We start from the raw sequence: 26,818 nt of genomic DNA, 5'->3' as shown, positions 1-26,818 counted from the left end.
ATTGCGCGCGTTCATCCGTCCATCAGCCGCCCGGCATCCGCAACGCCTCGTTAACTACGCAGCGGCTAGTTTGCACCTGTTGGGTTGCAAACTGTCGGGGCCGATGACGCCGATCGATGATGCCATACGGCCGGAGGAACTGGCCGCGCTGGAGGCTGCCTTGCCGCGCAAGTGGTGGAGCGGCAAGCGCATCGTCACGGCTGCGCTGATCGCTGCGGCCCTCGTCGTCGCGCTTTACGGTCTTCAGTGGGCGACTGCGCCGGGCGTGCTCACGCCCGCGATTCCCCACTATGTCGAGGTTCCGGCGATGACCGTGAACCTCCGCACGAAGGGCGGCGAACGCCGCTACCTCAAGGTGCATGTGGTCATCGAGGCCGCGAGCCGCGAGGACGCCGACGCGATCAAGGCCCGGCTTCCGGCGGTGATCGATGGCTTCCAGTCCTACCTGCGCGCGCTGCACCCGCAGGATCTTGGCGGCGCTTCGGGCACGTATCGCATCAAGGAAGAGCTGATGGTGCGGATCAACCGCGCCGGGCCGGGGCGGGCGAGCGATGTGCTGGTGCAGGAGCTGATCCAGCAATGACCAGCCGCAGCATGAAATTCGATCCCGAAGCCTGGCTTCGCGACGATATCGAGGCGGAATGGGCGCTGACACGCGACCAGATGCAGCGCGCCGCGCCGCAGGGGCTGCGGCCACGCGAAACGCCGCGCGGGATACCGGCCTCCGATCAGGCGGGTATCGACGCCATCATCAACGCCGGGCTCGTCTCCACCGAGCGGCTGCCGATGCTCGATGTGGTCTTCGATCGTCTCGTCCGGCTGATGACGGCGAGCCTGCGCAGTCTCACCTCCGATACGGTCGCTGTTTCCATCGAAACGGTTGCCCCGGTGCGTTTCGGCGCATTCCTCAACGATCTGCCGCGGCCGTCGCTGATAGGCGTCGCGCAGGCGCGCGCGTGGGACAATTCGGCACTGCTCATCGTCCGCCCCGACCTCGCCTTCGCGATCGTCGACGTGATGCTCGGCGGGCGGCGCGGCGTGCCCCCGGCGCGCATCGGCGGGCGGGGTTTCACGGCGATCGAAACCAAACTCGTTACGCGCCTCATCGATGTCGTGCTCTGCGACCTCGGCGCCGCCTTCGCGCCGCTGGCCTCGGTCGGCTTCGCGCGCGACCGGATCGAGACCAATCCGCGCTTCGCCGGAATCGCGCGTCCCACCAGCGTCGCCGTCAACGCCCGCTTCCGCATCGAGGTCGATGAACGCGGCGGGCTCCTCGATCTCGTGATCCCCCATGCGACGCTGGAGCCGGTGCGCGCGCTGCTCCTCCAGCGTTTCACGGGCGAGACGTTCGGCCGCGACCGGATCTGGGAACGGCATCTGGCGTCGGAACTTCAGCGCGCCCGCGTCGAGGTGGAGGCCGTGCTCGGCGAGCGGCAGATGACGCTCGCCGAGGTGATGGGGTTCAGGCCCGGCCAGACGCTGCTTTTCGGCACGCGCGAAGAACATCCGATCGCGCTGCGCTGCGGCGGTCGCACCATCGGGCATGGCCGCATGGGCCGCACGGGCGGTCAGGTCGCTGTGCGCCTCACCGACCGGGAAACCGAACCCCAGCCGGGAAAGACGTTCCGCCTGCGCGGCGAGGATTAAGCCCGTGCGCCGCGCATCCCAACGCCTGCTGCTCATCGCCGCGCTTGCGCTCGCGGTCCCCGCGCCCGTTTCGGGAGACGCGCCGAACATGCGCGCTGCGCTGCAGGTGCTCAGCGTCGCGCCCGATGCCGAGCGTCCCGAACGGCGCTGGCGGCTGGCGCAGGACTATGCCGCCGCCGGTCTTCATGCGGAGGCGGACGGCGTGCTCGGCGTGCTTGCCGCCGATTCGCCGCGCCGCGCGGAAACGGCTGAATTCCGCCTGCTGCGTGCCGAAGTCTTCACCGCGCTGAGTGCGCCTGAGAAGGCGTTGGCAGAGCTCGATACGCCCGCGCTTGCCGAAGTCCCCGCCGCCTGTCTTCAGCGCCTCGCCGCGTCCGCGCGGCTGCGCGATCGCGCGGGGGTTGCCGCCGCGCACCGCTGCGCCGCGCCTGCGCTTGCAGCGCTGCCCGCCACGGCGCGGGCGTCCTATCTGATGGCCGCCGTTCGCACCTATGCGGAGGCGGGCGACATGGATGCGGCCGCGGCCGTGCTGCGCCGGATGGATGGGCTGTCCCCGGTCCAGCAGGGCGAGGCCGACTATTGGAGGGGCGTCACGCTCCGCGGCAATGCACCCGCGGCGCTCGCGCATTTCCGCCGTGCCGTAGCGAGCCCGAACCCGATCGCCGCGCTGCGCGCCGAGGTTGCCGCCACCGAAATCGAGGTCGCGGCCGGTCGCCTCACCCCGAAAGCCGCGCTCGCCCGTCTCGAAAGTCTCGACGATGTCTGGCGCGGCGGCGCTGCCGAACGCGATCTGCTGGTGGCGCTCGGCAGTCTCCGGGATAAGTCCGGCGATGCCTCCGGCGCTTTTGCGGCGTGGAGCGCGGTGGCGGGCGGTTTCCCGGACCTCCCGAAGCGGTTCAAGGCCGCCGTCGCAGACGTGCCGCCTGATCAGGCCGTCGCGCTGCTCGGCGCGTATCCCGATTATGCCCCGCAAGGCGCCGATGCCGATGCCATGATCCGCCGCCTCGCCGAACGCCTCGCCAGCGCGGGCCGCATCGCCGAGGCCGCGCGCCTTCTCGATCATCAGGTCGCACACCGCCTCGAAGGCACGGCGCGGGCGAGCGTCGCCGTGCGGCTCGCCGAACTCCTCGTGGCGAGCGGCAATCCGCAGCGGGCGCTGACCATCCTCGCGGAAACCCGCGCCGCGCTCCCCGCCGATCTCGATCTGCGCCGCCGTCAAGCGGAAGCCACCGCGCGCATCCGCACCGGCGATGCAGCCAGGGCCCGCACGCTCCTCACCGGAATCGATGGCCGCCACGCCGACCTCCTGCGCGCCGAAGCCGCGTGGACTCTGGGGGACTGGCCGGCCGTGATCGCCGGGCTCGAACCCCTGCTGCCGGAAAGCGCGGCGTCTGCACAGGACGCAGGTCTGATCCTGCGCGTCGCCGTCGCCGCCGCCCGGCAGGACGACCGCGACCGGCTTCGCAGTCTGGAGAAGCGTTACCGCACGATGCGCGGTCAACCCGCCCGCGCGCTCGAGGCCCTTGTGAACGCCCCGCGCGACCCGCGCGTGCTCGCCGCCGTCACGGAAAGGGTGTCAGACTATTCGCTGATCGACGGCAGCCCGGCGTAGGCGGTAGGGTCGCCCCACGCGAGGAACGGCCCATTGAGATAGTCGGCCTTGCCATAACGGAACGGTGCGCCCGCCGCATCGACCATAGCGCCCCCCGCCGCGAGCAGCACCGCATGTGCGGCGGCGGTGTCCCACTCCGACGTCGGCCCAAAGCGCGGATAGACGTCCGCCTCACCCTCGGCGATCATGCAGAACTTGAGCGACGAGCCGCTCGGCTTAACCTCGGCGCCGGGAATGCGCGCCACATAGGCCATCGTCCGGTCGTCGTTGTGCGAGCGGCTGGTCACGACCACGGGCCGCGCCGGCAGCGCCCGGCACCGGATTGCCGCCTTCGCATCCCCATCGAACCGCCACGCGCCGTCGCCGACGATGCCCGCCCAGATCGTGCGCGTGCGCGGTGCCATCACCAGACCGAACACCGGGGCGCCATTGTCGATAAGGCCGATGTTCACCGAATAGTCTGCGCCGCCATCGAGGAAGCTCTTGGTGCCGTCGAGCGGGTCGATCAGCCAGAAGCGCTCGGCAACCGCGGGCTTCCCGTCCGCCTCGCAGGCCTCCTCGCCAACGATCTGTGTTTCGGGATCGATCCGCCTGAGCGCGGCGACGATCAGCGCCTCGGCGCGTTCGTCCGCTTCGGTTACGGGCGAGCGATCGGCCTTGGTGCGCGTTGCGGCGCCGGTTTCGCGGATCTGTTCGATGAGGGTTGCCGCGTCCCGGATCACCGGGAGCAGCGCGTCAAGAAAGGGGCGTGTCACGCATCCGCGGTATCGAAGAGTTCCGCGGGTTTCAAGCCGAGCCGATCGATGTGGCGGCGGATGCCCGGCCACTCGCGCGTCAGGAACTGCTTCCGCTCCTCGGCCACCAGCTTTTCGCGCGCGCCCGGCTCCACGAACAGCCCGAGCCCGCGCCGCGCCGAGACGAGCCCGGCGGTCTGCAGCTCCTGATAAGCCTTGGAAACGGTCAGCGGATTGACCTGCTGCTCGGCCGCAAGCGCCCGCACCGAGGGCAGCGAATCCCCGACGCCATATTGGCCGTCAATGATCGCAGCCGCGATCAGGTCGCGAATCTGCACATAGATCGGGCGCGTCGTCTGCCACATGGTGTCATAAGACCATAAGACAGTAGCACGGTCAAGCCGCAGGACGCGGCTAGGCCTCGCGCCACACGCTCACAACATCGTCGAGGTCCGGGCGCGGGCGCTCTTCCAGCGGCTTCCCCGGGGTGCCGAGGAACATGAAGCCGACGATGCTGTCACCGGGCTCGCCGAAGAGCCGCGTCACGCTCTCCGAATAGGCCGCCCAGCCGGTCAGCCAGCAGGACGTGAAGCCCTCCGCGTGCGCAGCGTGCGCAAGCGTCATCGTCGCGGCGGCGGCTGATGCCGCCTGTTCGGCGAGCGGGATGTGCGATTCGGGTTTGGGGCGAAAGAGCGTGACGACCAGCGTGGGGGCCTGCCGCGCGAAATCGCGGATCGCCTCGCGTTCGATGCGTCCGGCTTCGGGCTTCTCGGTCACGTAGATCGCTTCCAGCGCCTCGGCGAGCGCGCCGCGTTCGCTCTCTGGCACCACCACGAAGCGCCACGGTGCGAGCTTGCCATGATCCGGCACGCGCGCCGCCGCGGTCAGGATGCGCCGCAGCTGCGCCTCGTCCGGGCCGGGTGCGATCATATCGCGCGCCTTGCCGGAACGGCGCGTGAGAAGCAGGGACATGGGGGTGGTGCGGTCGTTGAACACGGTCACGAATGGTTTGCCTTCTTGCCGTTCGCCGATAGGCCGTTGCCCGGCGGGAGTGCGCTCGCTAGCAGAAGCGCCTGCGGAAAAGAAAGTCAGGTCGCAACGGTGCGGTATCAATTTTGCCTTTTGCTCACCTGCGCAGTCCTTGCGCATCCTGCGGCTGCTGATGACACGATCGTGGTCACCGGCCATGCGCTTGAACAGCCGCTCGGCGCGCAGGCCTACGCCGTGCAGCTGATCGACGGCGCGGCGCTGCAGGACGTGCCGGGCGGGCTGGAGACGGCGCTGGAGGCTGCCTCCGGCTTCCAGATGTTCCGCCGCACGGACAGCCGCTCGGCGAACCCGACGAGTCAGGGCGCGCAGCTTCGCGGCATCGGCGGCAATGCGTCCAGCCGCGCGCTGGTGCTGCTGGACGGCGTTCCCGTCGCCGATCCGTTCGCCGGATGGATCCCGTGGCCCGCGATCCGCCCGGAAAACCTCTCCTCGGTCCGTATCACCACGGGCGGCGGGGCAGGGGCGTTCGGCGCGGGCGCGCTCACCGGTGTCATCGAGCTGTCGAGCGCGGGGCGGGACCGCACGCCCATTATCGGCATCGATTATGGCAGCCGCGATTCGGTCGCAGCGTCGGCGGGCGTTACTGTGCCGCTCGGCGGCGGCTTCATCGCGCTCGACGCGGGATATGATCGCGGCGACGGCTTCCATCTGATCCGGCGTTCGCAGCGCGGCGCGGTCGATATCCCCGCGTCCTACGAACAATATGGCGGCTCAGTGCGCTTCGTCGTTCCGGTTGGCGACGAAACCGAACTCCAGGTGCGCGGCGCAGCCTTCGCGGACGACCGCGTGCGCGGCATCGACATTGTCGATTCTTCGAACAGCGGCGCCGATGCGAGCGTGCGGCTGGTATCGCGCGGCGCGCTGCCGTGGGAGGCCATCGCCTATCTGCAGACACGCGACTTCTCCTCGCGCTTCGCCCGCATCGAGGCGGGTCGCGGCGCCGCCTTCCCCACGCTCGATCAATATGCCGTCCCCGCTACCGGCTACGGTGCGAAGGTGGAGGTGCGCCCCACGCTCGGCGCCCACGCCTTGCGCCTCGGTGCCGACTGGCGCGGCGCCACCGGCGAGACGAAGGAGTTCTATACGCCGGTCGCCGGCGTCTACACGCGGATGCGCGAGGCGGGCGGCGACAGCAATGTCTACGGCGTTTTCATCGAGGACGACTGGCAGCTGACGGACGCGCTGCTGCTGACGGGCGGCGTCCGCGTTGATCGCTGGTCGCTCACGAACGGGCATCTCAACGAGCGCCAGTTGACGGGTGCGGTGCTCACCGACACCGATTTTGCGAAGCGGTCGGGCACGGAGCCGAGCGCCCGGCTCGGCCTCGCGCTCGCCGCCACCCCGGCGCTCACGCTGCGCACCGCCGGCTATCTCGGCTTCCGCGTGCCGACGCTCAATGAGCTCTACCGCCCGTTCCGTGTCGGTGCGGACGCGACCGCCGCCAACGCCGGGTTGAAGCCGGAGCGGCTGCGCGGCATCGAGGCGGGGTTCGATTACCGCCCGCTCAGCACGGCGCATCTCTCGGCCACGGTCTTCTACAACCGCGCGAAGAACGCTATCGGCAACGTCACGCTCGCGCAGGGGCCGGGCACGTTCCCCGGCGTCGGCTTCGTCGCGGGCGCCTATCGCCAGCGCCTCAATCTCGATGCGATCGAGGCGTGGGGGCTGGAAGCGAACGCAGGCCTCGATCTCGGCCGCTGGTCGCTCGGGCTCTCCTACGCGTTCACAGATGCGACCGTCGAGGCGAGCGGCATGTCCGCGGCGCTCGACGGGATGCGCCCCGCGCAGACCCCGAAGCATCAGGCGAGTGCATCCGCAAGCTGGCGCTCGGGCGGCTGGAGCGCGGGTGTCACCGTGCGCTACGACGGCGTTCGCTACGAAGACGATCTGCAGATGCTCCGTCTGGACGAAGCCCTGGCGCTCGACGCCTTCGCCGAAGCGCCGCTCGGGAGAGGCGTGTCGCTGCGCCTCGCCGCCGAAAATCTCGCCGATGCGAACATTCAAGCCGGACGCACCAGCGACGGCATCGTCGATCGTGGGCAGCCCCGCACATTCTGGGTCGGCATCCGCTGGCGTCCAGGACGCTGAATGTCCTTAAAGCTCATCGCCTTCGGGGGAGGGCGTCAGCGCCTGCGGAACAACTGGAAGGGCACCTCTTTTTCAACGCCCTTCTGGCTGATCCTCACCCATGTGGTGAGGGTATCCGGTCCGGTGCGTTCTATTGTCATGCCGTCGAAGAACCAGCGGTCCTTCTCAATGGCAACCAGCGGGAACACCACGGGTTTGCCTGTCTGATCTTCCCAACCGCTCATGTCCGGATTGAAGTGGCGAACACGAAAGGCCAGCGACTGACCGACCGGGACATAGTCGACGATCTCGGTAAACCTGATGCCGCCCTTGCCGTCAGCCATCGTGAAGTGGCCCGTAATTCGGCCGCCGAACGCAGCGGAATAGGTCTCCGCCACCTCGGCGCCCATTCCCGTGCCGGCCCAGCTTCCGACCAGCCAGGAAAGTTGATCGATGTACGCCGGCGGCGAAATCCCTCCATCCAGCGAGCGCGTATTCTGCGCGGCGGCGGGGGTGGCGAGAGCAAGAGTGACGGCGATCAGAGCGCGTATCATGGCGTATGCCTCGGGTGGTTGCGCGCAGAATAGCGGTTCCAAATGCGGGGTCCATCCGTTTCCGACGCCCGGAGAATCACGGTGCCACGATAGTTTGGGCTTGTTTCTGCGAAGAAAGCCGATCGAATACGAACCAATGCCAGGCCGCCGAAACATTCTTTCAATGCGCCGGACGCACAGCTAGTCTCGCGTCATGGGAGAGTGGCTCGGCCTGAACCATGCCGCTCCAAAAAGGGAAGAGGGTCCAAGACCAATGACTCAACCGACGGGGGCTGCCGGCGGCGCCCTTCCAGCAAGCGATTCCATGGGCACCATCCTCGGGCACCCCAAGGGGCTGTTCGTGCTGTTCTTCGCCGAAATGTGGGAGCGCTTCTCCTACTACGGGATGCGCGCGCTGCTCATCTTCTACCTCGTCCAGCACTGGATGTTTTCGGATCAAGCGGCGTCGATGATTTACGGTGCGTATGGCGCGCTCGTTTACATCACGCCTGTGATCGGCGGCTATCTCGCGGATCGCTGGCTCGGGCAGCGCAAGGCGGTCCTGTTCGGCGCGGTGCTGCTCAGCTTCGGGCACCTGCTGATGGCCGTGGAGGGCGATGGTGGTCAGGATGGCGCGGCGATCAGCATCTTCTGGCTGGCGCTTGCCTTCATCATCGTCGGTTCGGGTTTCCTCAAGGCCAATATCTCGGTCATCGTCGGGCAGCTCTATCCACGTACCGACGTGCGGCGCGACGGCGCCTATACGATCTTCTACATGGGCATCAATCTGGGTGCCGCGCTCGGCGCGATCATCGCAGGCTATCTCGGCCAGACCTATGGCTGGAGCTACGGCTTCGGCGCGGCGGGCATCGGAATGCTGCTCGGCCTTTTCGTGTTCGTATGGGGCAAGCCCTACCTCCTCGGCCGCGGCGAGTCGCCGGCACCTGAAAAGTTGACGCAGCGGGTTGGCGGCATTTCGTTCGAATGGCTGCTCTATGCGCTTTCTTTCCTGGCGGTTGGCCTCGTGTGGCTGATGATCCAGTTTCAGGAACTCGTCGGCACGCTTCTGGGTATCTCAGGCGCCCTTCTTGTCGGCTACGTGCTCTACACGGCGGTGGCGAAACTCTCCCGCGAAGATCGTGACCGCATCTTTGCCGTGATGGTCCTCATCTTCGGTTCGATTCTGTTCTGGTCGCTCTTCGAACAGGCGGGGTCGTCGCTGAACCTGTTTACCGACCGCCACGTGAACCGCGAGATTTTCGGAATCGAGATCAAGGCGGCGATTTTCCAGTCCCTGAATGCCATCTACATTGTGCTGCTTGCGCCGCTGTTCGCCGGGCTGTGGATCGCGCTCGGCCGGCGTGGGCTGGAGCCGTCCGCCGGGGCGAAGTTCGGGCTGGGGCTGATCCAGCTCGGCGTTGGCTTCTTCGTTCTGGTGGCAGGCGCGGAGGCGGCGGGCCTCGGCGTGCCGACGCCGGTCATCTACATCTTCCTCATCTACCTGTTGCACACCACCGGAGAGCTTTGCCTCTCGCCCGTCGGGCTCAGCGCCATGAACAGGCTTGCGCCGACGCACATGGCGAGCCTCATCATGGGAACGTGGTTTTTCGCGTCCGCAGCGGGCAACTTCGCCGCCGGTCTGATCGCGGCGGCAACCGGTGCGGATCACGGCGGTGGCGAGGGCGCGGCGAAGGAGGTTGTGCTCGGCGTCTATTCGAACGTGGGCTGGGTGGCGATCGCGGTGGGCATCGGTTTCCTGGTGATTTCGCCGCTCATCCGCCGTCTGATGCATCTCGATACGTTGAAGGATGATGGCGCACTGGCGGGCGCTGGGGAAATCGGGGAGCCGCAGGCGGCAGGGATCAATACGGCAGCGGAGACGCGTTCATGAAGAGTCTGGTTTTCGCGCTTGCATCGGCGGCGCTTCTTTCCGCCTGCGCAGGTCAGCAGGAAGGGCCGAAAACCCCCGCCAGCAAGCCCGGCGATCTGCCGATGATCGACAAGAATCCGTTCCCGTCGACCTACAAGCCCTATGCGTCGCAGCCGACGCTGATCCGCGGCGTCAACATCTATGATGGGGCGGGCGGCAAGATCATTGGCGGCGAGGTGCTGCTGGTGGACGGCAAGGTTGCCGCCATCGGTCAGAGCGTCACAGCACCCGAAGGCGTCACCGTGATTGACGGCGCCGGCAAGTGGGTAACGCCCGGCGTCATCGATGTGCACAGCCACCTCGGCAACTATGCGACGCCGTCGGTAGATGCGCATCAGGACGGCAATGAAGTGACCGGCGCCAACACGGCGGACGTGTGGGCCGAGCATGGCGTCTGGCCGCAGGACCCCGGCTTCACGCGTGCGCTCGCGGGCGGCATCACCACGCTCCACATTCTTCCGGGCTCGGCGAATTTGTTCGGCGGGCGCGGCGTTTCGCTGCGCAACGTGCCGGGCCGCACGGTTCAAGAAATGAAGTTTCCGGGCGCACCCTACACGCTCAAGATGGCGTGCGGCGAAAACCCCAAGCGCGTCTACGGCAACCGCAACCAGAAGCCGGGCAGCCGCATGGGCAACATCGCGGTCGACCGCGCGACGTGGGCGAAGGCGCAGGAATATGATCGCAAGTGGGATGAATACGAAGGCAAGGTGAAGGCGGGCACCGCCGCGCTCAAGGATGTACCCGCGCGCGACATTGCGATGGATACGCTGCGCGGCGTGCTCGACGGGGAAATCCTCGTGCAGAACCACTGCTACCGCGCCGACGAGATGGCACTCGTGCTCGATATGGCCAAGGAGTTCGGCTACAAGGTCACCACCTTTCACCACGCGGTCGAAGCCTACAAGATCGCCGATCTTCTGAAGGCGAACGGCACCTGCGCGGCGATGTGGGCGGATTGGTGGGGCTTCAAGATGGAATCCTACGATGGCATTCGCGAGAACCTGCCCTTCGTCCACGCGGCGGGCGGCTGCGCGATCACGCACTCGGACGATGATCTCGGCATCCAGCGGCTCAATCAGGAAACCGCGAAGGCCCTCGCGGACGGCAACCGCGCCGGGCTCGACATCAAGCCCGAGGACGCGTGGACGTGGATCGGTATCAACGCCGCGAAGGCGCTCGGTCTCGACAAGGAGATCGGCAGCCTCGCGCCCGGCAAGCGCGCCGACGTCGTGCTCTGGAACGGTGATCCGCTCTCGGTTTATGCCAAGGCGGAGAAAGTCTGGATCGATGGCGCGCTGATGTTCGATGCGCTGTCGCGGATGCGGCCGGTCAGCGATTTCGAGCTTGGCCAGCCCGGTGAAGGAGATCCGAAATGAAGCGCCTGCTTTCGCTCCTCGCCCTCGCAATCGCGACGCCTGCGTCCGCGGAAACCATCGCCATTGTAAACGGCAAGGTCGCCACCATCGCCCGCGCCGAACCCATCGAGAACGGCACTGTCCTCATACGCGACGGACGCATCGTCTCGGTCGGTTCGAACGTGGCCGTCCCGGCGGACGCCCGCGTCGTCGATGCCGCCGGCGGTTGGGTGACGCCCGGCCTCTTCGCCGGCTACTCGCGCGTCGGCATCGTCGAGGTCGACGCGGTCTCGGGCACCAACGATATCAAGGCAAGCGCCGCACCCTATGCCGCAGCGATCGACATCGCGCCCGCGGTGAACCCGCTCACTACAGCGATCGCCGTCACCCGCATCGAAGGCGTAACGCGCGCTGCCGTTATGCCCGATGCTGCAAACGACATATTCGGCGGGCAGGGTCTCGTCATGTCGCTCGGGGATGGTACGCCCATCATCCGGCAGCAGGCCTTCCAGTACATCGTGATGGGCGAGGGCGGGGCGCGGCTCGCCGGCGGTTCACGCGGCGCCCTGTTCGCACGCCTCGCCGATGCCTTTGCCGAGGCGGTGGCATACGCGCGCAACCCTGCCGGATACGGCTACGGCCGCGATCGCGGATCGTTGCTCAAAAAGGCTGATGCGGCCGCGCTTGCGAAGGTCATCAGCGGCGAGGTTCCGGCAGTCGTCAGCGTCAACCGTGCCAGCGACATCGTGAACGTGCTCGCGCTCAAAAAGACCTACCCGCGCCTGCGCCTCATCCTCGCCGGTGCGGCGGAAGGCTGGACGGTGGCAGACAAGATCGCCGCAGCGGGCGTTCCGGTGCTCGCCTCCGTTGCGCCCAATCTGCCCGAAAGCTTCGAGGTGCTTGCCGCGACGCAGTCGAACGTCGGGCGCCTGATCCGCGCGGGCGTGAAGGTCGCGATCGTGCCGATCGGCCGCGATCTCAACCATCAGGTGCGCCTCATTCCGCAGCAGGCAGGCAACCTCGTGGCGCAGGGCCGCATTCCCGGCGGCGTTCAGGTGAGCCACGCCGAGGCGCTCGCGGCGCTGACGAGGAACCCCGCCGAAATCTTCGGCCTCGGCGGCGAGCTCGGCACGCTCGAACCCGGCAAGCGCGCTGACGTCGTCGTCTGGTCGGGCGACCCCATCGAGCTTGCCTCGGCACCCACCGCGCTGTTCATCGACGGCCGTGCCACGCCGCTCGAATCGCGGCAGACGAAGCTGCGCGATCGTTACAATCCGCTGAAACAGGATACGCTGCCCAAACAGTACAGCCGCTAGGAGAAGGGGAGGGCCGGGAAATGGCCGAGCTTGCAATCGCCGTTGCGTCGTTTGTGCTTACCCATTTCATCCTGTCCCACCCGCTCCGCGCGCCGCTCGTGGCGAAGCTCGGCGAGAGAGGCTTTCTTGGCCTCTATTCGCTCGTTGCCTTCGCAACGTTGATCTGGGCGGTGCTCGCCTATCGCGCCGCGCCTATCGAGCAGCTTTGGATGCCTCCGCTCTGGGTGGTGCATGTCGGCTGGCTCCTGATGCTCGTCGCCTGCATCCTCTTCGTCGGATCGTTCCTCGCTCCCAATCCAGCGATGGTGGAGGCGGGCAAGCTCTTATCCAAGGGTACCGCACCCAAGGGCGTGATGGGCATCACCCGGCATCCGATGATGTGGGCGTTCGGGCTTTGGGCTGTCGTGCATGTCGCTTCGACCGGTCGGCTCGAAACGCTGATCCTCGCGGGCGGCATCGGCATATTGGCGCTCGTCGGCGCATGGCTGCAGGATGGCAAGAAAGCTGCGCAACTCGGTGCGGGATGGGCGGCCTACGCCGCGCACACCAGCTACTGGCCGCTCGGCGCACAGCTTTCCGGACGGCTCGGCTGGTCGCGGGTCTGGCCGGGCATTCTGCCGATCGTGATGGGCGTTGCGCTCTACGTCATCCTCGTCATGGCGCATCCGCTCGTGATCGGGAAATCGACGGGGGCGATGCTGTGGAACTGACGGGCAAGACCGTCTGGATCACCGGCGCGTCGTCGGGGATCGGCGCTGCGCTCGCGGAGGCGTTCGGGAAGGCAGGCGCGCAAATCATCCTCTCGGGGCGGCGCGAGACAGCGCTTGCGGACATAGCCCGGCGGCTGCAAGGCGATCGGTTCGTCCTGCCGTTCGAGGCGACCGACTATGCCGCACTGCCGGGCATCGTCGACCGGGCTTGGGCGTGGCGCGGCGCGATCGACATCCTCGTCAACAACGCGGGCATCTCGCAGCGCTCGATCGCACTCGACACGGATTTCGACGTGTACCGGCAGATCATGGAGGTCGATTTCTTCGCGCCGCTCCGGCTCACGCAGTTCGTGCTGCCCAAGATGGTGGCGCGGGGGCAGGGCCATGTCATCCAGATCGCGAGTGTCGCGGGCAAGATCGGTGTGCCGATGCGTACCGGCTACTGCGCCGCGAAGCACGCACTCGTCGGTTTTTCGGATGCGCTCCGTGCCGAAGTCGCCCAGCACGGCATCGGCGTCACCGTGGTCACGCCCGGCTTCGTGCAGACGAACATCGCCGAGAACGCGCTCGACGGTCACGGCAAACGCTACGGCCCTAAGGAAGACCCGGTCGGTCACGGCATCAGCTCGGCCGAGGCCGCGGCCGAAATCCTCGCCGGCCTCCGCGCCGGAAAGCCGGAGGTGCCCGTGGGCAGAGGTCTCGAAATGCACGCCCTCTGGCTGAAGCGTCTGGCGCCGCGCTATGTGTTCAGCCGTGTCGCGAAGATGGCGCCCAAACGCTAGATTCGCAGCATTGCGAGCTTGGCCGGCGTATCATAGCGTTCGCCTGCAGTGCCGCCCACAGGCGCGGCGGCGGCCAGCGCGGTAACGTCTGCGGCGGTGAGGGCGAGGTTGGTGGCACCCGCGTTTTCCTCCAGCCGTTTCACCTTCTTGGTGCCGGGGATCGGGATGATGTCCGGCCCCTGCGCCAGCAGCCATGCAAGCGCGACCTGCGCGGGCGTCGCGCTGCGTGCATCCGCGATGCGCTTCACCGTGGCGACGAGCTCCATGTTCGCATCGAAGTTCGCGCCCTGATAGCGCGGGTCGTTCCGGCGATAGTCGGTTTCGGGATAATCCTCCGCCCGCTTCACGTCGCCGGTCAGGAACCCGCGCCCAAGCGGCGAGTAGGGCACAAGCGTGATGCCGTGTTTGCGGCAGGCGGGCAGAATGTCGTTTTCCACCTCCCGTTCCCACAGCGAATATTCGGATTGCAGCGCGTCGATGTGGTGCGTCGCGGAAGCGCGTTCCAGCGTGCCGACACCGGCTTCGGAAAGGCCGATGAATCGGATTTTGCCCTGCGCCTGGAGGTCCGCCATCGTGCCGACGACATCCTCGATCGGCACGTCGGGATCGACGCGGTGCTGGTAGAACAGATCGATCACGTCGGTCTGCAGGCGCTTGAGACTCGCCTCGCAAACGGCGCGGATGTTTTCGGGACGGCTGTCGGTTCCCTTTGAGCGTCCATCGACGATCTTGAAACCGAACTTGGTCGCGATGAATGCCTTGTCGCGCTTGCCCTTCAGCGCCTCCCCAAGGAATTCCTCGTTCGCATACGGGCCATAGACTTCGGCGGTATCGAGGAAATCGATGCCGATTTCGAGCGCGCGGTGGATGGTCCGGACGGCTTCGTCCCTGTCCACCTCGCCGTACATCGCCGCCATGCCGGAAACCCCGGCGATGCCCATGCAGCCGAGCCCGACGGCGGAAACGTCAGTCGTGCCGAGGTTGCGCCGTTTCATCGTCGATACCCTTTCCATAGATCGTTCCGGCTTTCACGCCGGCAAGGAAGCCGCTCACCTCGCGTCTCACGGGCATGGCCAGCAGGGCAAGCCCGATGAGGTTGGGAAGAACCATCAGGAAGAACAGGCTGTCGATAAGGTCCACCACCTTTCCCGGAGAAAGGACGGCACCCAACGGTTGCAGCAGGCAATAGAAAAGCTTGAAGGCGAGTTCGCTCGCACGGCTGTGGCCGAACAGGTAGCCCCATGCCTGAAGGCCGTAATATCCCCACGAAATCAGCGTGGAGAACGCGAAGAGTAGAACGGCAACCGAGAGCACATACGGGAACCATGCCGTTACGGTGCCGAACGCAGCCGAAGTCATGGCGATGTCCGTGTAGCCGTCGTTGTAAACGCCCGTGACGACGATGATGAGCGCGGTCATCGTGCAGACGATCATGGTGTCGAGCAGCGGTTCGATCAGCGCCACCATGCCTTCCGATGCCGGGTGATGTGTTTTCGCGGCGCTATGGGCGATGACGGCTGTGCCGACGCCGGCCTCGCACGAGAAGACGGCGCGGCGCATTCCGACGACGAAGCTGCCGAGTATGCCGCCCGCAACGGCATCGGGCGAAAACGCAGCGCTCACGATCGTTGCGAGCGCACCGGGAACCGCGCCTGCGTTTGCAGCGAGAATGACCGCGCCGCCGCCCAGATAGACGAAGCACATGACGGGGACGAGCCGCGCCGCGACAGTTGCGATCGACCGCACCCCGCCGATGATCACGACGCCAACGGCAATCGTGAGGATGAGACCGTAGACAAGCCCGTTGCCCGGCGTGCCCTCAATGCCGGTAATCACCGTCAGCTGGCTGAAGCTCTGGTTGACCTGGATCAGCGGCAACGCGCCGCCAAGCGCGAAGAAGGCGTATAGCCCGCCGAGCTTCCGGCCAGTGTTCGGCAGACCGATCCTTGCGAGCCCGTTTTTCAGCGTATACATCGGCCCGCCGCGCACTTCGCCCGCCGCGCTGAACTCACGGTACATGAGCCCGAGCGTCACTTCGGCCGCCTTCAGCGCCATCGCGAAAAAGCCGATCACGAACATCCAGAACGCCGCGCCCGGCCCGCCTAGCGCAATGGCGATGGCGACACCGCCGATGTTGCCGAGCCCGATCGTGCCGGAAAGCGCGGTCGACAGCGCCTGAAACTGGCTTACCGTTCCCGGCGCACTGTCGTCGGCATGGCGGCCGCGGATGAGCTGAAGGCCGATGCCGACGCCGCGCAGCTGCGGAACGCCCAGCCACAGCGTGAAGAAGATCATCGCGGAACCGAGCGCCAGCACGACCAGTTCGATCTGCACGCCGAAAAACGGCACCTTCATGAAGACGAAGGCGGAGAGCTGGTCGATAAAACGACCCATTGCTTCGATCATTCCGTGCAGCCCGCCCTTCATTTTAACGATTTTGAGGCATAAAGAGCCTGTTATGAACGCGTGTGCAAGATACGCGGGGGCTGGAGAGGACGATTATGGGCCGGCGCTATTTCGGCACCGATGGAATCAGGGGGCTCACCAACACCGTACCGATGACGCCGGAGATCGCGATGCGTGTCGGTCAGGCAGCGGGTGCGAAGTTCCTGCGCGGCGACCACAAGCACCGCGTCGTCATCGGCAAGGACACGCGGCTTTCGGGCTACATGATGGAATCGGCGCTGATCGCGGGTTTCACCAGCGTCGGTATGGACGTGGTGATGGTGGGTCCGGTGCCGACGCCGGCGGTCGCCATGCTCACGCGCTCGATGCGCGCCGATCTTGGCGTCATGATCTCGGCGAGCCACAACGCGTATCAGGACAATGGCATCAAGCTGTTCGGCCCGGATGGCTACAAGCTGTCGGATGCGGACGAGCTTGAGATCGAGGCGTTGCTCGAGGCCGAGCCGAAACTCGCGGACCCCGCGCAGATCGGCCGCGCCAAGAAGATCGAGGACGCGCGCGGGCGCTACATCCATTTCGCGAAGTCGACCTTCCCGGATCACCTGCGCCTTGATGGGCTGAAGCTCGTCGTCGATTGCGCGAACGGCGCCGCTTACAATGTCGCGCCGAGCGCGCTCTGGGAGCTCGGCGCGGATGTCGAGGTGATCGGCGTCAATCCGAACGGCTTCAACATCAACGACGATGTCGGCTCGACGAAGCCCGCGGCACTCCAGAAGAAGGTCGTCGAGACGGGTGCACACATCGGCATCGCGCTCGATGGCGACGCCGACCGGCTTATCATCGTCGATGAGCGCGGCCAGATCGTCGACGGCGACCAGCTGATGGCGCTCGTCACGCGCAGCTGGCACGCGGCGGGGCGCCTGAAGGGCGGCGGGCTCGTTGCAACGGTGATGTCGAACCTTGGCCTCGAACGCTATCTCGGCGGTCTCGGCCTCGCTCTGGAGCGCGCCAAGGTCGGCGACCGCTACGTGCTCGAAGCGATGCGCGCCAAGGGCTTCAACGTCGGCGGCGAGCAATCGGGCCATATCATCCTTTCGGACTATTCGACGACCGGCGACGGCCTCGTAGCGGCGTTGCAGGTGCTTGCTGTGCTGGTGGAAGATGGCCGGCCCGCGTCCGAAGTGCTCACGCTGTTCGATCCGTTGCCGCAGCTGCTGAAGAACGTGCGCTTCAACGGCGGCCAGCCGCTCGACACCGAGAGTGTGAAGGGCGTCATCGCCGCCGCCGAGGCGCGTCTCAGCGGCACGGGTCGGCTCGTCATCCGCAAGTCGGGGACGGAGCCGCTCATCCGGGTGATGGCCGAGGGCGAAGACATGGGCCTCGTCGAAAGCGTCGTCGATGAAATCTGCGAAGCGGTGGCGAAGGCGGCATGACCAGGCCCCAGCCGGCACGCGTCCTCGTCATCGCGGGGTCTGATTCCGGAGGCGGCGCCGGTATTCAGGCCGATATCAAGACGATTGCGATGCTCGGCGGCTATGCCGCGACCGCGATCACGGCCATCACGGTGCAGGACACGAATGGCGTCCACGATGTGCACGCTGTCCCGGTCAGTGTGATCGCGGCGCAGATCGAAACGGTGCTTGCCGATATCGGCGCCGATGCGATCAAGATCGGCATGCTCGGCAGTCAGGCGGTGATCGAGGCGGTCGCCGGTGCGCTCACCGACGTTGCCGTGCCGATCGTGCTTGATCCGGTCATGATCGCAAAGGGCGGCGCGCACCTGCTGCGCCCCGATGCGGTCGAGGCGCTGACGTCGCTGCTCGTGCCGATGGCGGATGTGGTGACACCCAACATCGTCGAAGCGGAGGCGCTCTCGGGCAAGAAGATCCGATCGCCTGAAGATGCCCGTGATGCCGGAGAGGCGATCCTCGAGCTCGGCGCAAAGGCCGTGCTGGTGAAAGGTGCGCATCTAAAAGGCGACCAGATCAGCGACTGGCTGGTGACGCCGGGCCGCGCCAAGGAATGGGTCGATTCCCGCATTGCCACCAAGCATACGCACGGCACGGGCTGCACGCTCGCCTCGGCGCTCGCCGTGGGCCTTGCGCAGAACATGCCGCTCGAACAGGCGGCATGGCGTGCGCGCGATTATGTGCGGCAGGCGATCCTCGCTGCACCGGGGTTCGGCGCCGGCCACGGGCCGCTCGGTCACGGCTGGCCGCTCGCGCGGTGAAACACGCGGGGCCGGACTACAGTCACGAGGCACGCTGCCTGGGACTCGTCGCGGGCGTGGACGAAGCGGGAAGAGGGCCGCTCGCCGGTCCCGTCGTTGCGGCAGCCGTGATCCTCGATCCCGCCTGCATTCCGGACGGCCTAAACGACAGCAAGAAGCTCACGCACGCGCGGCGGGAGGCGCTGTTCGACATCATCCTCGGCTGCGCGCGCGTCGGCATCGGCGAGGCGAGCCCCGAGGAGATCGACCGGATCAACATTCTGCAGGCGACCTTCCTTGCGATGACGCGCGCAGTCGCTGCGCTGCCGATTGCGCCTGATCACGTGCTGGTCGACGGCAACCGGGCGCCGCGCTGGAGCTATCGCTCGGACACGATCGTCGGCGGCGATGCGCGCTCGGTGTCGATTGCGGCGGCTTCGATCGTTGCGAAGGTGACACGTGATCGGTTCATGGTCCGGCTCCACGAAACGCATCCCGATTATGGCTGGCACGAGAACAAGGGCTACCCGACGCGCACGCATCTTGAGGCCGTTTCACGGCTGGGCGTCACCGTCCATCACCGCCGCAGCTTCGGCCCGGTGCGGCATGCATCCGAAGTTTCTGCCTGAATTTTCCCATTGAGTCGTTTCCGCCACACCCACAAGGGCTGGCGTATGCCGTTCTGCGCCATCGCAAGGGGTTGCGGTCAAGACTTCATGTTTAATGAAATCTTAAGTTAACTCTGCAACTCTTTGAATCCATGGACTCTTGACGCAAGAGTCCGTGCCGGGCCAAGGTCCGCGCGCTTTTGGATCAAGTGGGCGAACAGGGGGCATTATGGCGGCCAGACCGGACAGCATCGACGAGGCGTCGCGCGTCTCCTCGCGCATCATTCTCGGCGATTGCATCGCGGAGATGGAGACGATGCCCGCGAAGTCGGTAGACCTCATCTTCGCCGATCCGCCCTACAACCTCCAGCTGAACGGCGACCTGTTCCGCCCCGAAGGCAGCCGCGTCGATGCGGTCGACAACGACTGGGACAAGTTCGATACGTTCGGCGCCTACGACAATTTCACCTGCCGCTGGCTCTCCGCCGCGCGCCGCATCCTGAAGGACGACGGCACGATCTGGGTGATCGGCAGCTACCACAACATCTTCCGCGTTGGCACGGTGCTGCAGGATCTCGGTTACTGGATCCTGAACGATATCGTCTGGCGCAAGACGAACCCGATGCCGAACTTCAAGGGCACGCGCTTCACCAACGCGCACGAGACGATGATCTGGTGTTCGAAGTCCGAAAAGGCGCGCTACACGTTCAACTATCACGCGCTCAAGATGATGAACGACGACGTGCAGATGCGCTCGGACTGGACGATCCCGATCTGCACCGGCGGCGAGCGCGTCAAGGTCGGCGGCGTCAAGGCGCACCCGACGCAGAAGCCCGAAGCACTGCTCTACCGCGTGATGATGGCGGCTTCGAACCCCGGCGACACGGTGCTCGATCCGTTCCTCGGCTCCGGCACCACCGGCGCGATGGCGAAGATGCTGGGCCGCAGCTTCATCGGTATCGACCGGGAGCAGGCCTATGTCGAAGTCGCTGAGAAACGCATCGCGGAAACGAAGCCGCTTTCGCCTGACGCCATGCAGATCACGCGCGGCAAGCGGCAGGCGCCCCGCGTCGCGTTCGGTACGCTTGTCGAGGCGGGGCTCATCCTGCCGGGTCAGGAACTCGTCGACACCGCGCGCCGCTACAAGGCGCGCGTCCGCGCGGACGGCAGCCTCGCCTTCCGGGGCGATGCGGGCTCGATCCACCAGATGGGTGCGGCGGCGCAGGGCGCGCCTTCGTGCAACGGCTGGACCTTCTGGCACATGGAACGCGGCGGGACGCTCGAACCGATCGATACGGTGCGTGAGGCGTATAGGCGCGATCTCGCGGCCTGATCCGTGAAAACCTATTTCCGTCCTACCGGCTTTGTTGATGCGCCCTTCGGCTACGATGGGCAGGTGCAGCGGCTTGCGGGCGGGCTCACGTGGTTTTCGGCGGTCGAGATCATTGAGCGCAGCGGCAGCAGGCGCGTGTCGCAGCGGCTCGTGCCGGTATCGGAAATCGATACGACGGATCCGCTCTGGGCGCGGCTGACAGCGCCGCGCACACCGATCCAGCTTGGCGAGCGTACCGTGCGTTTCTCCGAACCCTCGGTGATGGCGATCCTGAACCGAACCCCCGACAGCTTCTCGGACGGCGGCCGGCATACGACTGACGACGAGGCGGCTGCGGCTGCGGTCGCGATGGCCGCAGAAGGCGCGGCGATCATCGATGTCGGCGGCGAATCCACGCGCCCCGGTGCTGCAGAGGTCTGGGAGCAGGACGAAATCGCACGCGTCGTGCCCGTGATCGAGCGGCTGGCGAAGGCAGGCGTCGCGGTCTCGATCGATACGCGCAAGAGCGCCGTCATGGCCGATGCCCTGTCGCGCGGTGCCGGCATGGTCAACGACGTCTCCGGTCTCACGCACGACGATCGGTCGCGCGAAACCATCGCAAACGCCGGTTGTCCCGTCGTCATCATGCACACGCAGGGCGGCCCCGAGACGATGCAGCGCGATCCGCAGTACGAAGACGCGCTGCTCGACGTTTACGACTGGCTGGAAACGCGAATCGATGCAGCGGTTGCGGCAGGTATCGTGCGCGACAAGATCATCGTCGATCCGGGCATCGGCTTCGGTAAGACCGTGCGGCACAACCTTGAAATCCTGAACGGCCTCTCGCTGTTCCACGGCCTTGGCGTGCCCGTGCTGCTCGGCGCCAGCCGCAAGCGCATCGTCGGTGCGCTTTCGAACGAGGCGCCTGTCGATCGCCGCCTCGGCGGTTCGCTCGCACTGGTGATGACCGCGATCGGGCAGGGCGTGCAGATGGTGCGCGTGCACGATACCTTCGAATCGGTGCAGGCGATCCGCGTCTGGCGGGGCCTGCGCGACGCGGCGCTCAGCCCGCCCACGCTGTAGGTCGTCGCCCACTGCGGTATCTGTCGCTTGTGAGCGTGCCCGGCGCGCGGGTAGAACGCTGCCGTATCTGGCGGGAGTGGCCCCCATTCGATTCGTGCTTGGATTGCTGGCTCTTATCCTGTTCGCCGGGGCTGCAGCGCTCACCGGCGAGGGGATCGCCGTGCCCGCTGTGCCGAGCGCATCCGACGTGCGCGCCGCGCGCAATCTTGCGGTTGCGCTGGCTAAAGTCGCGGCCGCAGACGAGCCTTCGCCGGTCACGGCCTCGATCGCGGACATGGAGGGCGCGGCGCGCGTACTCACCAACGGCGTACCCCGGCTTCGCCTGTCCCCCCGCGTCGCGGACGACGCGCTCGCCGTAAAGGCCGCGTTCCGCCTCTCCGGCGGCACGTGGCTCACAGGCGGTGTGCGCATCACCGAGGTCGAGGACTACGGCTACCCGCAGATTTCCGCGAACATCGGTACGCTGCCGATCCCCGCGCTGCTGCTTGAGCCGCTGCTGGGCGTTGCCCACAAGGCGGCGGAAATGCGCGCCGGGCAGCGTTTCCCTACGACGCGCGAGGCGATCCTCGCGTTCGAGGCGGGGAAGGGTACGGCGAACGTCGTGCTTGATCTCCCGCAAGGCCTGCTGAAAGGCGTCAGCAAACTCGCGCCTTCGGACGATGCCATCGATGGACGTCTTGCCAACCGGCTCTACGTTGCGGGGCATGAGCGGCTGGAAGGACGGCCGCTCGATCTGCCGGAGGTCTATGCCGCGCTCTTCGAAGGCGCGCCTCAGACCGGGGATTCCGCGCGGGCACATGCGCGCGCAGCGATGGTCGCGGCCGCGATGCTTGTCGTCGGGCCGCGCGCGGGACGCCTCGCGCGCGATGGGGAGGCCTCGTTCAGCCCGATGCTACCTGCCACGCTGCCCGTGACGCTGGCGGGGCGTGAGGATCTTGCCAAGCACTTCACGCTGTCGGCAGCACTTGCCGCTGCGGCCGACCCCGCGATCGGGCGCGCGCTCGGCACATGGAAGGAACTCGACGACAGTCTTGCGGGCGGCAGCGGCTTCTCGTTTGTCGATCTCGCGGCGGACCGCGCCGGGCTGCGGCTGGGAGAAACCGCAGCCGATCCGGCACGCGCCTCCCGGCTTTTGCGCCGTTTCGGAGCGGACGCGCCCGAGTTGCTGCCGCTGACGGCGCTCGGCTTCAATGAGGGGATGAGCACCGGTGTCTTCGAACACCGCTACCGCGACGTCTCCAGCGCTGAATATGCGGAGGCCGTCGCCCGGATCGACCGGGCGCTGGACACGCTTCCCGTAATGCAGCCCTAGGACGGGTCGCCATTCAGCTCTGACGGCCTGCAAATGGCGGCTCTCCGCGCTTCCGGTGCTCACGTACCTTTAGTACGCTCCGCTCCGGGTCACGGAGATCCACCATTTTCGGCACGCCATCTTCTGAATGGCAATCCGTCCTAGTTCAGGCGCTCAACCGCCAGGGCCGTCGCTTCGCCGCCGCCGATGCAGAGGCTGGCGACGCCCTTCGTGAGCCCTGCATCGCGCAGCGCGCCGAGCAGCGTGACGATCACGCGTGCACCGCTCGCCCCGATCGGGTGGCCGAGCGCGCAGGCGCCGCCGTGGACGTTCACCTTGTCCTCGTCGAGTCCGAGGTCGCGGATCGCGCACATCGCCACCACGGCGAAGGCCTCGTTGATCTCGTAGCGGTCCACGTCGCTGGCGGACCAGCCGACCTTCTTCAGCAGCTTCTCGATCGCGAACACCGGCGCGGTGGTGAACCACGCCGGAGCCTGCGCGTGCGTCGCGTGGCCGAGGATGCGGGCGATCGGCGTCAGGCCGCGGGCCTTCGCGGTCGATTCGCGCATCAGCACCAGCGCCGCGGCGCCGTCCGAGATCGAAGAGCTGTTCGCCGCCGTTACCGTGCCGTCCTTCGCAAAGGCGGGCTTCAGCGTCGGGATCTTGTCGAGCTTCGCCTTGCCGGGCTGCTCGTCGATGCTCACCGTCACGTCGCCGCCACGGCCGGAAACCGTTACCGGCACGATTTCGTCCGCGAACTTGCCGTTCGCGATCGCGGCTTGCGCGCGCGTCGTTGAGCGTACGGCGTAAACGTCCTGCGCCTCGCGCGTGAATTGATAGTGGCGCGCGGTTTCCTCGGCGAACGTGCCCATCGCGCGGCCCTTGTCGTAGGCATCCTCAAGGCCGTCGAGGAACATGTGGTCCTTCACCTCGCCGTGGCCCATGCGATAGCCGCTGCGCGCCTTCGGCAGCAGGTAAGGGGCGTTCGTCATCGATTCCATGCCGCCCGCGACCATGATCTCGGCGCTGCCCGCGAGGATGATGTCGTGCGCGTCCATCGTGGCCTTCATGCCCGATCCGCACATCTTGTTGATCGTTGTTGCGCCGACGCTTTCGGGAAGTCCGGCGCCGAACAGCGCCTGCCGCGCCGGGGCCTGGCCCTGGCCCGCGCCAAGCACGTTGCCCATGATGACCTGATCGACATCGGCGGCCGGCACGCCCGCCTCTTCAAGCGCGGCGCGGATCGCGGTGCCGCCGAGCTGGCTCGCGGTGAGGCTGGCAAGGTCGCCCTGAAAGCCGCCCATGGGGGTGCGCTTCGCGCCGACGATCACGATGGGGTCCATGGGTGCTACTCCTTTTTCGTTCCGCTCATCGCGAGACCCGAGAGCGGGTGCGCGCCGGCGACATTGTTTTCCCAGCCCGTCACGCGCGGCGATACCAGCGACCAGCGGATCGGCGACAGGACGGCAATCAGCGGCGCATCCTCGGAAATCAGCCGGTTCGCGCGCCGCTGGAGCTGGATACGCGTACCGGGATCGTCCTCGGCGGCCGCGTCGGCGAGTAGCTGGTCGACCGCGGGGTTGCAATAGCCGCCAAGCCGCACCGCGCAGGTGAAGGGCTGCAGGAAGGTGTCCGCAACCGGTGCGCGCGCCATGCGCTCAACAGCGGCAAGGTCGAAAGCGCCCTTCTCGATCGCGCGCCGGTGCGAAAGCGTGCCGCGCGCATAGGCCTTTACGCGCACGCCGATCGCGCCCCACGAATTGCTGATCGCGGCGAGCAGGTCGGCATGTTCGCGGCCGTGGGGGATCGCGACCGACAGCGTCAGCGGTTGGTCGAACGTATAGCCGGCCTCGGCGAGCAGCCGAACCGCCTCGCTCTCCCGCGCGTCCGGCGACCAGACGGCCCAGTCGCCAGCGCTTCCGGCATAGGCATCGGGCAGCGTCGGCGGCAATGCCGAATAGGCAGGCTGCAAACCCGCGACGCCGAACAGGCGCGAGAGGATCGCCCCGCGATCGAACGACATGGCAAGCGCGCGGCGCACGCGGACGTCGGCGAGCGGGCCCGAGCTTGTGCGCGCCAGATAGAAATAGAGCCCCCACGTCGGCTCCAGCCGCAGCGCCTGCGAATCGATGCCCGTCCGCACGGCGCGCAGCCCTGTGAGGCGGCCTCCGCTCACGATATCGAGTTCGCCCGCCTTGAAGCGCCGGATTGCGCTCTCCGCATCGGTGCGGGAGAGCAACGCCCCGGCGAGCGAAACCGTATCGGCCGCATAATAAGCGCTGTTCTTCACGAGGTGCAGCGCGCCGTCCGCATCGCCTGTATCGTCGGCCTTCGTGAACGCGCCCGAAGCCGGCGGGGCCTTGCCCGCGCGGACGATTGCCGCCGCCGGATCGGCGAGCAGCTGCAGCAACGCCGGTTCGGGCTTGGCGAGCGCGATCACCACCGTGTCGGGCCGCGGATCGGAAACGCCGAGCATCCGTGCCGGCCGCCGGTTCGCCGTGATCAGCGCGGCGTTCTCGATCATCATCAGCTCGTCGCGCAGCGGATTTCCGGAGCCGGGGCTGACGATGCGCCGCATCACGGCAACGACATCGCCGGAGGTAAGCCGCCGTCCGTCCGCCCAATAGGCCTCGCGCAGTTTGAACACATAGGTGAGGCCGTCGTCGCTCACGCGCCAGCTGAGCGCCAGTGACGGCACGACCCGTCCGCTCGGCTCCAGCGTGGTGAGCCCGATGTGCATGGCGCGCGCCGCGGCGCTCTCAAGGCTGTCGTCGGCGACGAGGCTCGCGCCGTCGTCGTTCACGAAAGCCATGCGGAGCGTGCTGTCGCCGTCGCCGTCCGAAGCGCGGTCGCAGCCGCCGAGGGCGATAACGAGGCACGCAGTTATGAGGGCAGGGCGGATCATCCCGCCCGGTCTAGACCAGCAGTGTGGCAATTTCAGCCGCGCATTTTCGCTTTCGTCACGAATCTGACCCGCACGTGCGCTAGGCTTGAGTTCTCGAAGCGCCGACGGGTCTTTCCCTTCGCGCTGCGGTTCCCCCAAACCGACTTTGCCGGCGGCGCAGAAATGCGCCGCCGATCTTTCGTGCACCCTGTCATGAAGGCGCGATTGCATGGGGCGGCGCGCGTCGGTAAGCCTTGCATTCACCATGCCAAGTCACGCCTCCCGCGCGCCCGCGCACGATATCCTGAAGCTTATCGGCGGTACGCCGCTTGTCCGCCTGCGCGGCCCGTCCGAGCGGACCGGCTGCACGATCCTCGGCAAGTGCGAGTTCCTCAATCCCGGCGGTTCGGTGAAGGACCGCGCGGCGCTCTACATGATCGAGGCGGCCGAGCGCGAAGGTCGCCTGAAGCCTGGCGGCGTTGTCGTGGAAGGTACGGCCGGGAACACCGGCATCGGGCTTGCCGTGGTGGCGAACGCCAAGGGGTATCGCACGATCATCGTGATGCCCTCGAACCAGTCGGTCGAAAAGATGGCGACGCTGCGCGCGCTCGGCGCCGAGCTGGTGCTGGTGCCCCCCACGAAATATGCGGACCCGGAGCATTTCCAGCATCGCTCGCGGCGCATCGCGGAGGAAACGCCGGGCGCGATCTGGGCGGGGCAGTTCGATAATCTCGCGAACCGGCAGGCGCATATCGAGACCACCGCCGAGGAAATCTGGGCGGATACCGGTGGTGCGGTGGACGGCTTCACCTGCTCGGTCGGCACCGGGGGCACGCTCGCGGGCACGGCGATGGGCCTCAAGGCGAAGAACGCGGATATCCGCATCGCGCTCACCGATCCCTATGGCGCCGCCATGTATTCGTGGTTCGCGCGCGGCGTGCTGGAGCCGGAGGGCTCGTCGCTTGCCGAAGGCATCGGGCAGGGCCGCGTCACGCCGAACATCGACGGCGCGCCGGTCGATACGCAGTTCCGCGTCAGCGACGAGGAGGGTCTGCGCGTCATCCATGACCTGCTCATCGAGGAGGGGATCAGTCTCGGGCTCTCCTCGGGGATCAACATCGTCGGCGCGGAAAAGCTCGCGGCCGAGATGGGGCCGGGGCACACGATCGTCACCGTGCTTTGCGATTCCGGGCTGCGTTACCTCTCCAGTCTCTACAATCCCGCGTGGCTGGCGGAAAAAGGCCTGCCGGTGCCGGACTGGCTCAGCGCGCCGTGATGTTTTCGTGAGC

General features: G+C 66.9%; 24 protein-coding genes. 16 read left to right on the top strand and 8 right to left on the bottom strand.

What is annotated here, in order from left to right:
• Positions 1-103: 103 nt before the first annotated feature.
• The 3 genes from ACE3TJ_RS05655 to ACE3TJ_RS05645 are packed head-to-tail and all read left to right on the top strand — an operon-like array spanning position 104 to position 3,259.
• A complete protein-coding gene (locus tag ACE3TJ_RS05655) occupies positions 104-583 on the top strand; it encodes a flagellar basal body-associated FliL family protein (RefSeq protein WP_374594712.1) in 480 nt (159 codons plus the stop codon).
• Entirely contained in the window at positions 580-1,647 is a 1,068-nt protein-coding gene (fliM, locus tag ACE3TJ_RS05650) for a flagellar motor switch protein FliM (RefSeq protein ID WP_374594710.1), read from the top strand. Before ACE3TJ_RS05655 ends, fliM begins: the two co-directional genes overlap by 4 nt.
• 4 nt (positions 1,648-1,651) lie before the next feature.
• Positions 1,652-3,259 carry a hypothetical protein gene (locus ACE3TJ_RS05645; RefSeq protein ID WP_374594708.1) on the top strand — a complete coding sequence of 536 codons (1,608 nt, stop codon included), beginning with the start codon at positions 1,652-1,654 and terminating at the stop codon, positions 3,257-3,259.
• On the opposite strand, the gene cysQ is transcribed toward ACE3TJ_RS05645, so the two are convergent.
• Genes cysQ through ACE3TJ_RS05630 form a run of 3 tightly spaced genes read right to left on the bottom strand, consistent with a single transcriptional unit; the run spans position 3,229 to position 4,989 of the window.
• Positions 3,229-4,014, bottom strand: coding sequence for a 3'(2'),5'-bisphosphate nucleotidase CysQ (gene cysQ / locus ACE3TJ_RS05640; protein WP_374594706.1), 786 nt, complete (start codon positions 4,012-4,014; stop codon positions 3,229-3,231). The two genes, ACE3TJ_RS05645 and cysQ, sit on opposite strands and share 31 nt — an antisense overlap.
• Positions 4,011-4,358, bottom strand: coding sequence for a GntR family transcriptional regulator (locus ACE3TJ_RS05635; RefSeq protein ID WP_374594704.1), 348 nt, complete (start codon positions 4,356-4,358; stop codon positions 4,011-4,013). Before ACE3TJ_RS05635 ends, cysQ begins: the two co-directional genes overlap by 4 nt.
• 49 nt (positions 4,359-4,407) lie before the next feature.
• A complete protein-coding gene (locus ACE3TJ_RS05630) occupies positions 4,408-4,989 on the bottom strand; it encodes a nitroreductase family protein (RefSeq protein WP_374599323.1) in 582 nt (193 codons plus the stop codon).
• 177 nt (positions 4,990-5,166) lie between these two features.
• On the opposite strand from ACE3TJ_RS05630, the gene ACE3TJ_RS05625 reads away from it, so the two are divergent.
• Positions 5,167-7,131, top strand: a complete 1,965-nt coding sequence (locus ACE3TJ_RS05625) for a TonB-dependent receptor (RefSeq protein ID WP_374594702.1) — start codon at positions 5,167-5,169, stop codon at positions 7,129-7,131.
• 35 nt (positions 7,132-7,166) lie between these two features.
• Here ACE3TJ_RS05625 and ACE3TJ_RS05620 read toward each other — a convergent pair whose 3' ends face one another.
• Positions 7,167-7,664, bottom strand: coding sequence for a DUF6265 family protein (locus ACE3TJ_RS05620; protein ID WP_374594700.1), 498 nt, complete (start codon positions 7,662-7,664; stop codon positions 7,167-7,169).
• A gap of 304 nt (positions 7,665-7,968) precedes the next feature.
• Between ACE3TJ_RS05620 and ACE3TJ_RS05615 the strand changes: the two genes are divergently transcribed.
• From ACE3TJ_RS05615 to ACE3TJ_RS05595, 5 genes are read left to right on the top strand one after another with little or no spacing between them, the layout of a single operon-like run.
• Positions 7,969-9,534, top strand: a complete 1,566-nt coding sequence (locus ACE3TJ_RS05615) for a peptide MFS transporter (RefSeq protein WP_374594698.1) — start codon at positions 7,969-7,971, stop codon at positions 9,532-9,534.
• The gene (locus tag ACE3TJ_RS05610; protein ID WP_374594696.1) at positions 9,531-10,949 is read left to right on the top strand and encodes an amidohydrolase; all 1,419 of its coding nucleotides are present in this window, start codon (positions 9,531-9,533) and stop codon (positions 10,947-10,949) included. Before ACE3TJ_RS05615 ends, ACE3TJ_RS05610 begins: the two co-directional genes overlap by 4 nt.
• On the top strand, positions 10,946-12,244 hold the full coding sequence (locus ACE3TJ_RS05605; protein ID WP_374594694.1) for an amidohydrolase family protein: 1,299 nt from the start codon (positions 10,946-10,948) through the stop codon (positions 12,242-12,244). Before ACE3TJ_RS05610 ends, ACE3TJ_RS05605 begins: the two co-directional genes overlap by 4 nt.
• 20 nt (positions 12,245-12,264) lie before the next feature.
• Positions 12,265-12,954 (top strand): NnrU family protein, encoded by a 690-nt coding sequence (locus tag ACE3TJ_RS05600; protein ID WP_374594692.1) that lies wholly within the window; start codon positions 12,265-12,267, stop codon positions 12,952-12,954.
• Entirely contained in the window at positions 12,945-13,736 is a 792-nt protein-coding gene (locus ACE3TJ_RS05595; protein WP_374594690.1) for an SDR family oxidoreductase, read from the top strand. The genes ACE3TJ_RS05600 and ACE3TJ_RS05595 overlap by 10 nt, the downstream gene beginning before the upstream one ends.
• Here the strand turns inward: ACE3TJ_RS05595 and ACE3TJ_RS05590 are convergent.
• Positions 13,733-14,731 (bottom strand): aldo/keto reductase, encoded by a 999-nt coding sequence (locus ACE3TJ_RS05590; RefSeq protein ID WP_374594688.1) that lies wholly within the window; start codon positions 14,729-14,731, stop codon positions 13,733-13,735. The two genes, ACE3TJ_RS05595 and ACE3TJ_RS05590, sit on opposite strands and share 4 nt — an antisense overlap.
• Entirely contained in the window at positions 14,703-16,142 is a 1,440-nt protein-coding gene (locus tag ACE3TJ_RS05585; RefSeq protein WP_374594686.1) for an alanine/glycine:cation symporter family protein, read from the bottom strand. Before ACE3TJ_RS05585 ends, ACE3TJ_RS05590 begins: the two co-directional genes overlap by 29 nt.
• Positions 16,143-16,237: 95 nt before the next feature.
• On the opposite strand from ACE3TJ_RS05585, the gene glmM reads away from it, so the two are divergent.
• The 6 genes from glmM to ACE3TJ_RS05555 all read left to right on the top strand — a co-directional run bounded on the left by glmM (position 16,238) and on the right by ACE3TJ_RS05555 (position 22,666).
• Positions 16,238-17,575 carry a phosphoglucosamine mutase gene (gene glmM / locus ACE3TJ_RS05580; protein ID WP_374594684.1) on the top strand — a complete coding sequence of 446 codons (1,338 nt, stop codon included), beginning with the start codon at positions 16,238-16,240 and terminating at the stop codon, positions 17,573-17,575.
• The gene (thiD, locus tag ACE3TJ_RS05575) at positions 17,572-18,372 is read left to right on the top strand and encodes a bifunctional hydroxymethylpyrimidine kinase/phosphomethylpyrimidine kinase (protein WP_374594681.1); all 801 of its coding nucleotides are present in this window, start codon (positions 17,572-17,574) and stop codon (positions 18,370-18,372) included. The genes glmM and thiD overlap by 4 nt, the downstream gene beginning before the upstream one ends.
• Positions 18,369-18,980 (top strand): ribonuclease HII, encoded by a 612-nt coding sequence (rnhB, locus tag ACE3TJ_RS05570; protein ID WP_374594679.1) that lies wholly within the window; start codon positions 18,369-18,371, stop codon positions 18,978-18,980. Before thiD ends, rnhB begins: the two co-directional genes overlap by 4 nt.
• Positions 18,981-19,188: 208 nt before the next feature.
• Entirely contained in the window at positions 19,189-20,292 is a 1,104-nt protein-coding gene (locus ACE3TJ_RS05565) for a site-specific DNA-methyltransferase (protein WP_374594677.1), read from the top strand.
• Positions 20,293-20,295: 3 nt separating this feature from the next.
• Positions 20,296-21,354, top strand: coding sequence for a dihydropteroate synthase (gene folP / locus ACE3TJ_RS05560; protein WP_374594675.1), 1,059 nt, complete (start codon positions 20,296-20,298; stop codon positions 21,352-21,354).
• A 76-nt stretch (positions 21,355-21,430) separates the two neighbouring features.
• Positions 21,431-22,666, top strand: a complete 1,236-nt coding sequence (locus tag ACE3TJ_RS05555) for a hypothetical protein (protein WP_374594673.1) — start codon at positions 21,431-21,433, stop codon at positions 22,664-22,666.
• A 140-nt stretch (positions 22,667-22,806) separates the two neighbouring features.
• Here ACE3TJ_RS05555 and ACE3TJ_RS05550 read toward each other — a convergent pair whose 3' ends face one another.
• Complete coding sequence (locus ACE3TJ_RS05550) at positions 22,807-23,988, bottom strand: acetyl-CoA C-acyltransferase (RefSeq protein WP_374594671.1); 1,182 nt, start codon at positions 23,986-23,988, stop codon at positions 22,807-22,809.
• Between the two features lie 5 nt (positions 23,989-23,993).
• Entirely contained in the window at positions 23,994-25,550 is a 1,557-nt protein-coding gene (locus ACE3TJ_RS05545; protein ID WP_374594669.1) for a peptide ABC transporter substrate-binding protein, read from the bottom strand.
• A gap of 244 nt (positions 25,551-25,794) precedes the next feature.
• Between ACE3TJ_RS05545 and ACE3TJ_RS05540 the strand changes: the two genes are divergently transcribed.
• Entirely contained in the window at positions 25,795-26,805 is a 1,011-nt protein-coding gene (locus ACE3TJ_RS05540; RefSeq protein WP_374599321.1) for a cysteine synthase A, read from the top strand.
• Positions 26,806-26,818: the final 13 nt, after the last annotated feature.

The organism is Sphingosinicella sp., from assembly GCF_041916975.1.
Taxonomy (GTDB): Bacteria; Pseudomonadota; Alphaproteobacteria; order Sphingomonadales; family Sphingomonadaceae; genus Sphingosinicella.
The sequence above is the reverse complement of the archived record's forward strand: the minus strand, read 5'-3'. Positions and strand labels throughout refer to the sequence as shown.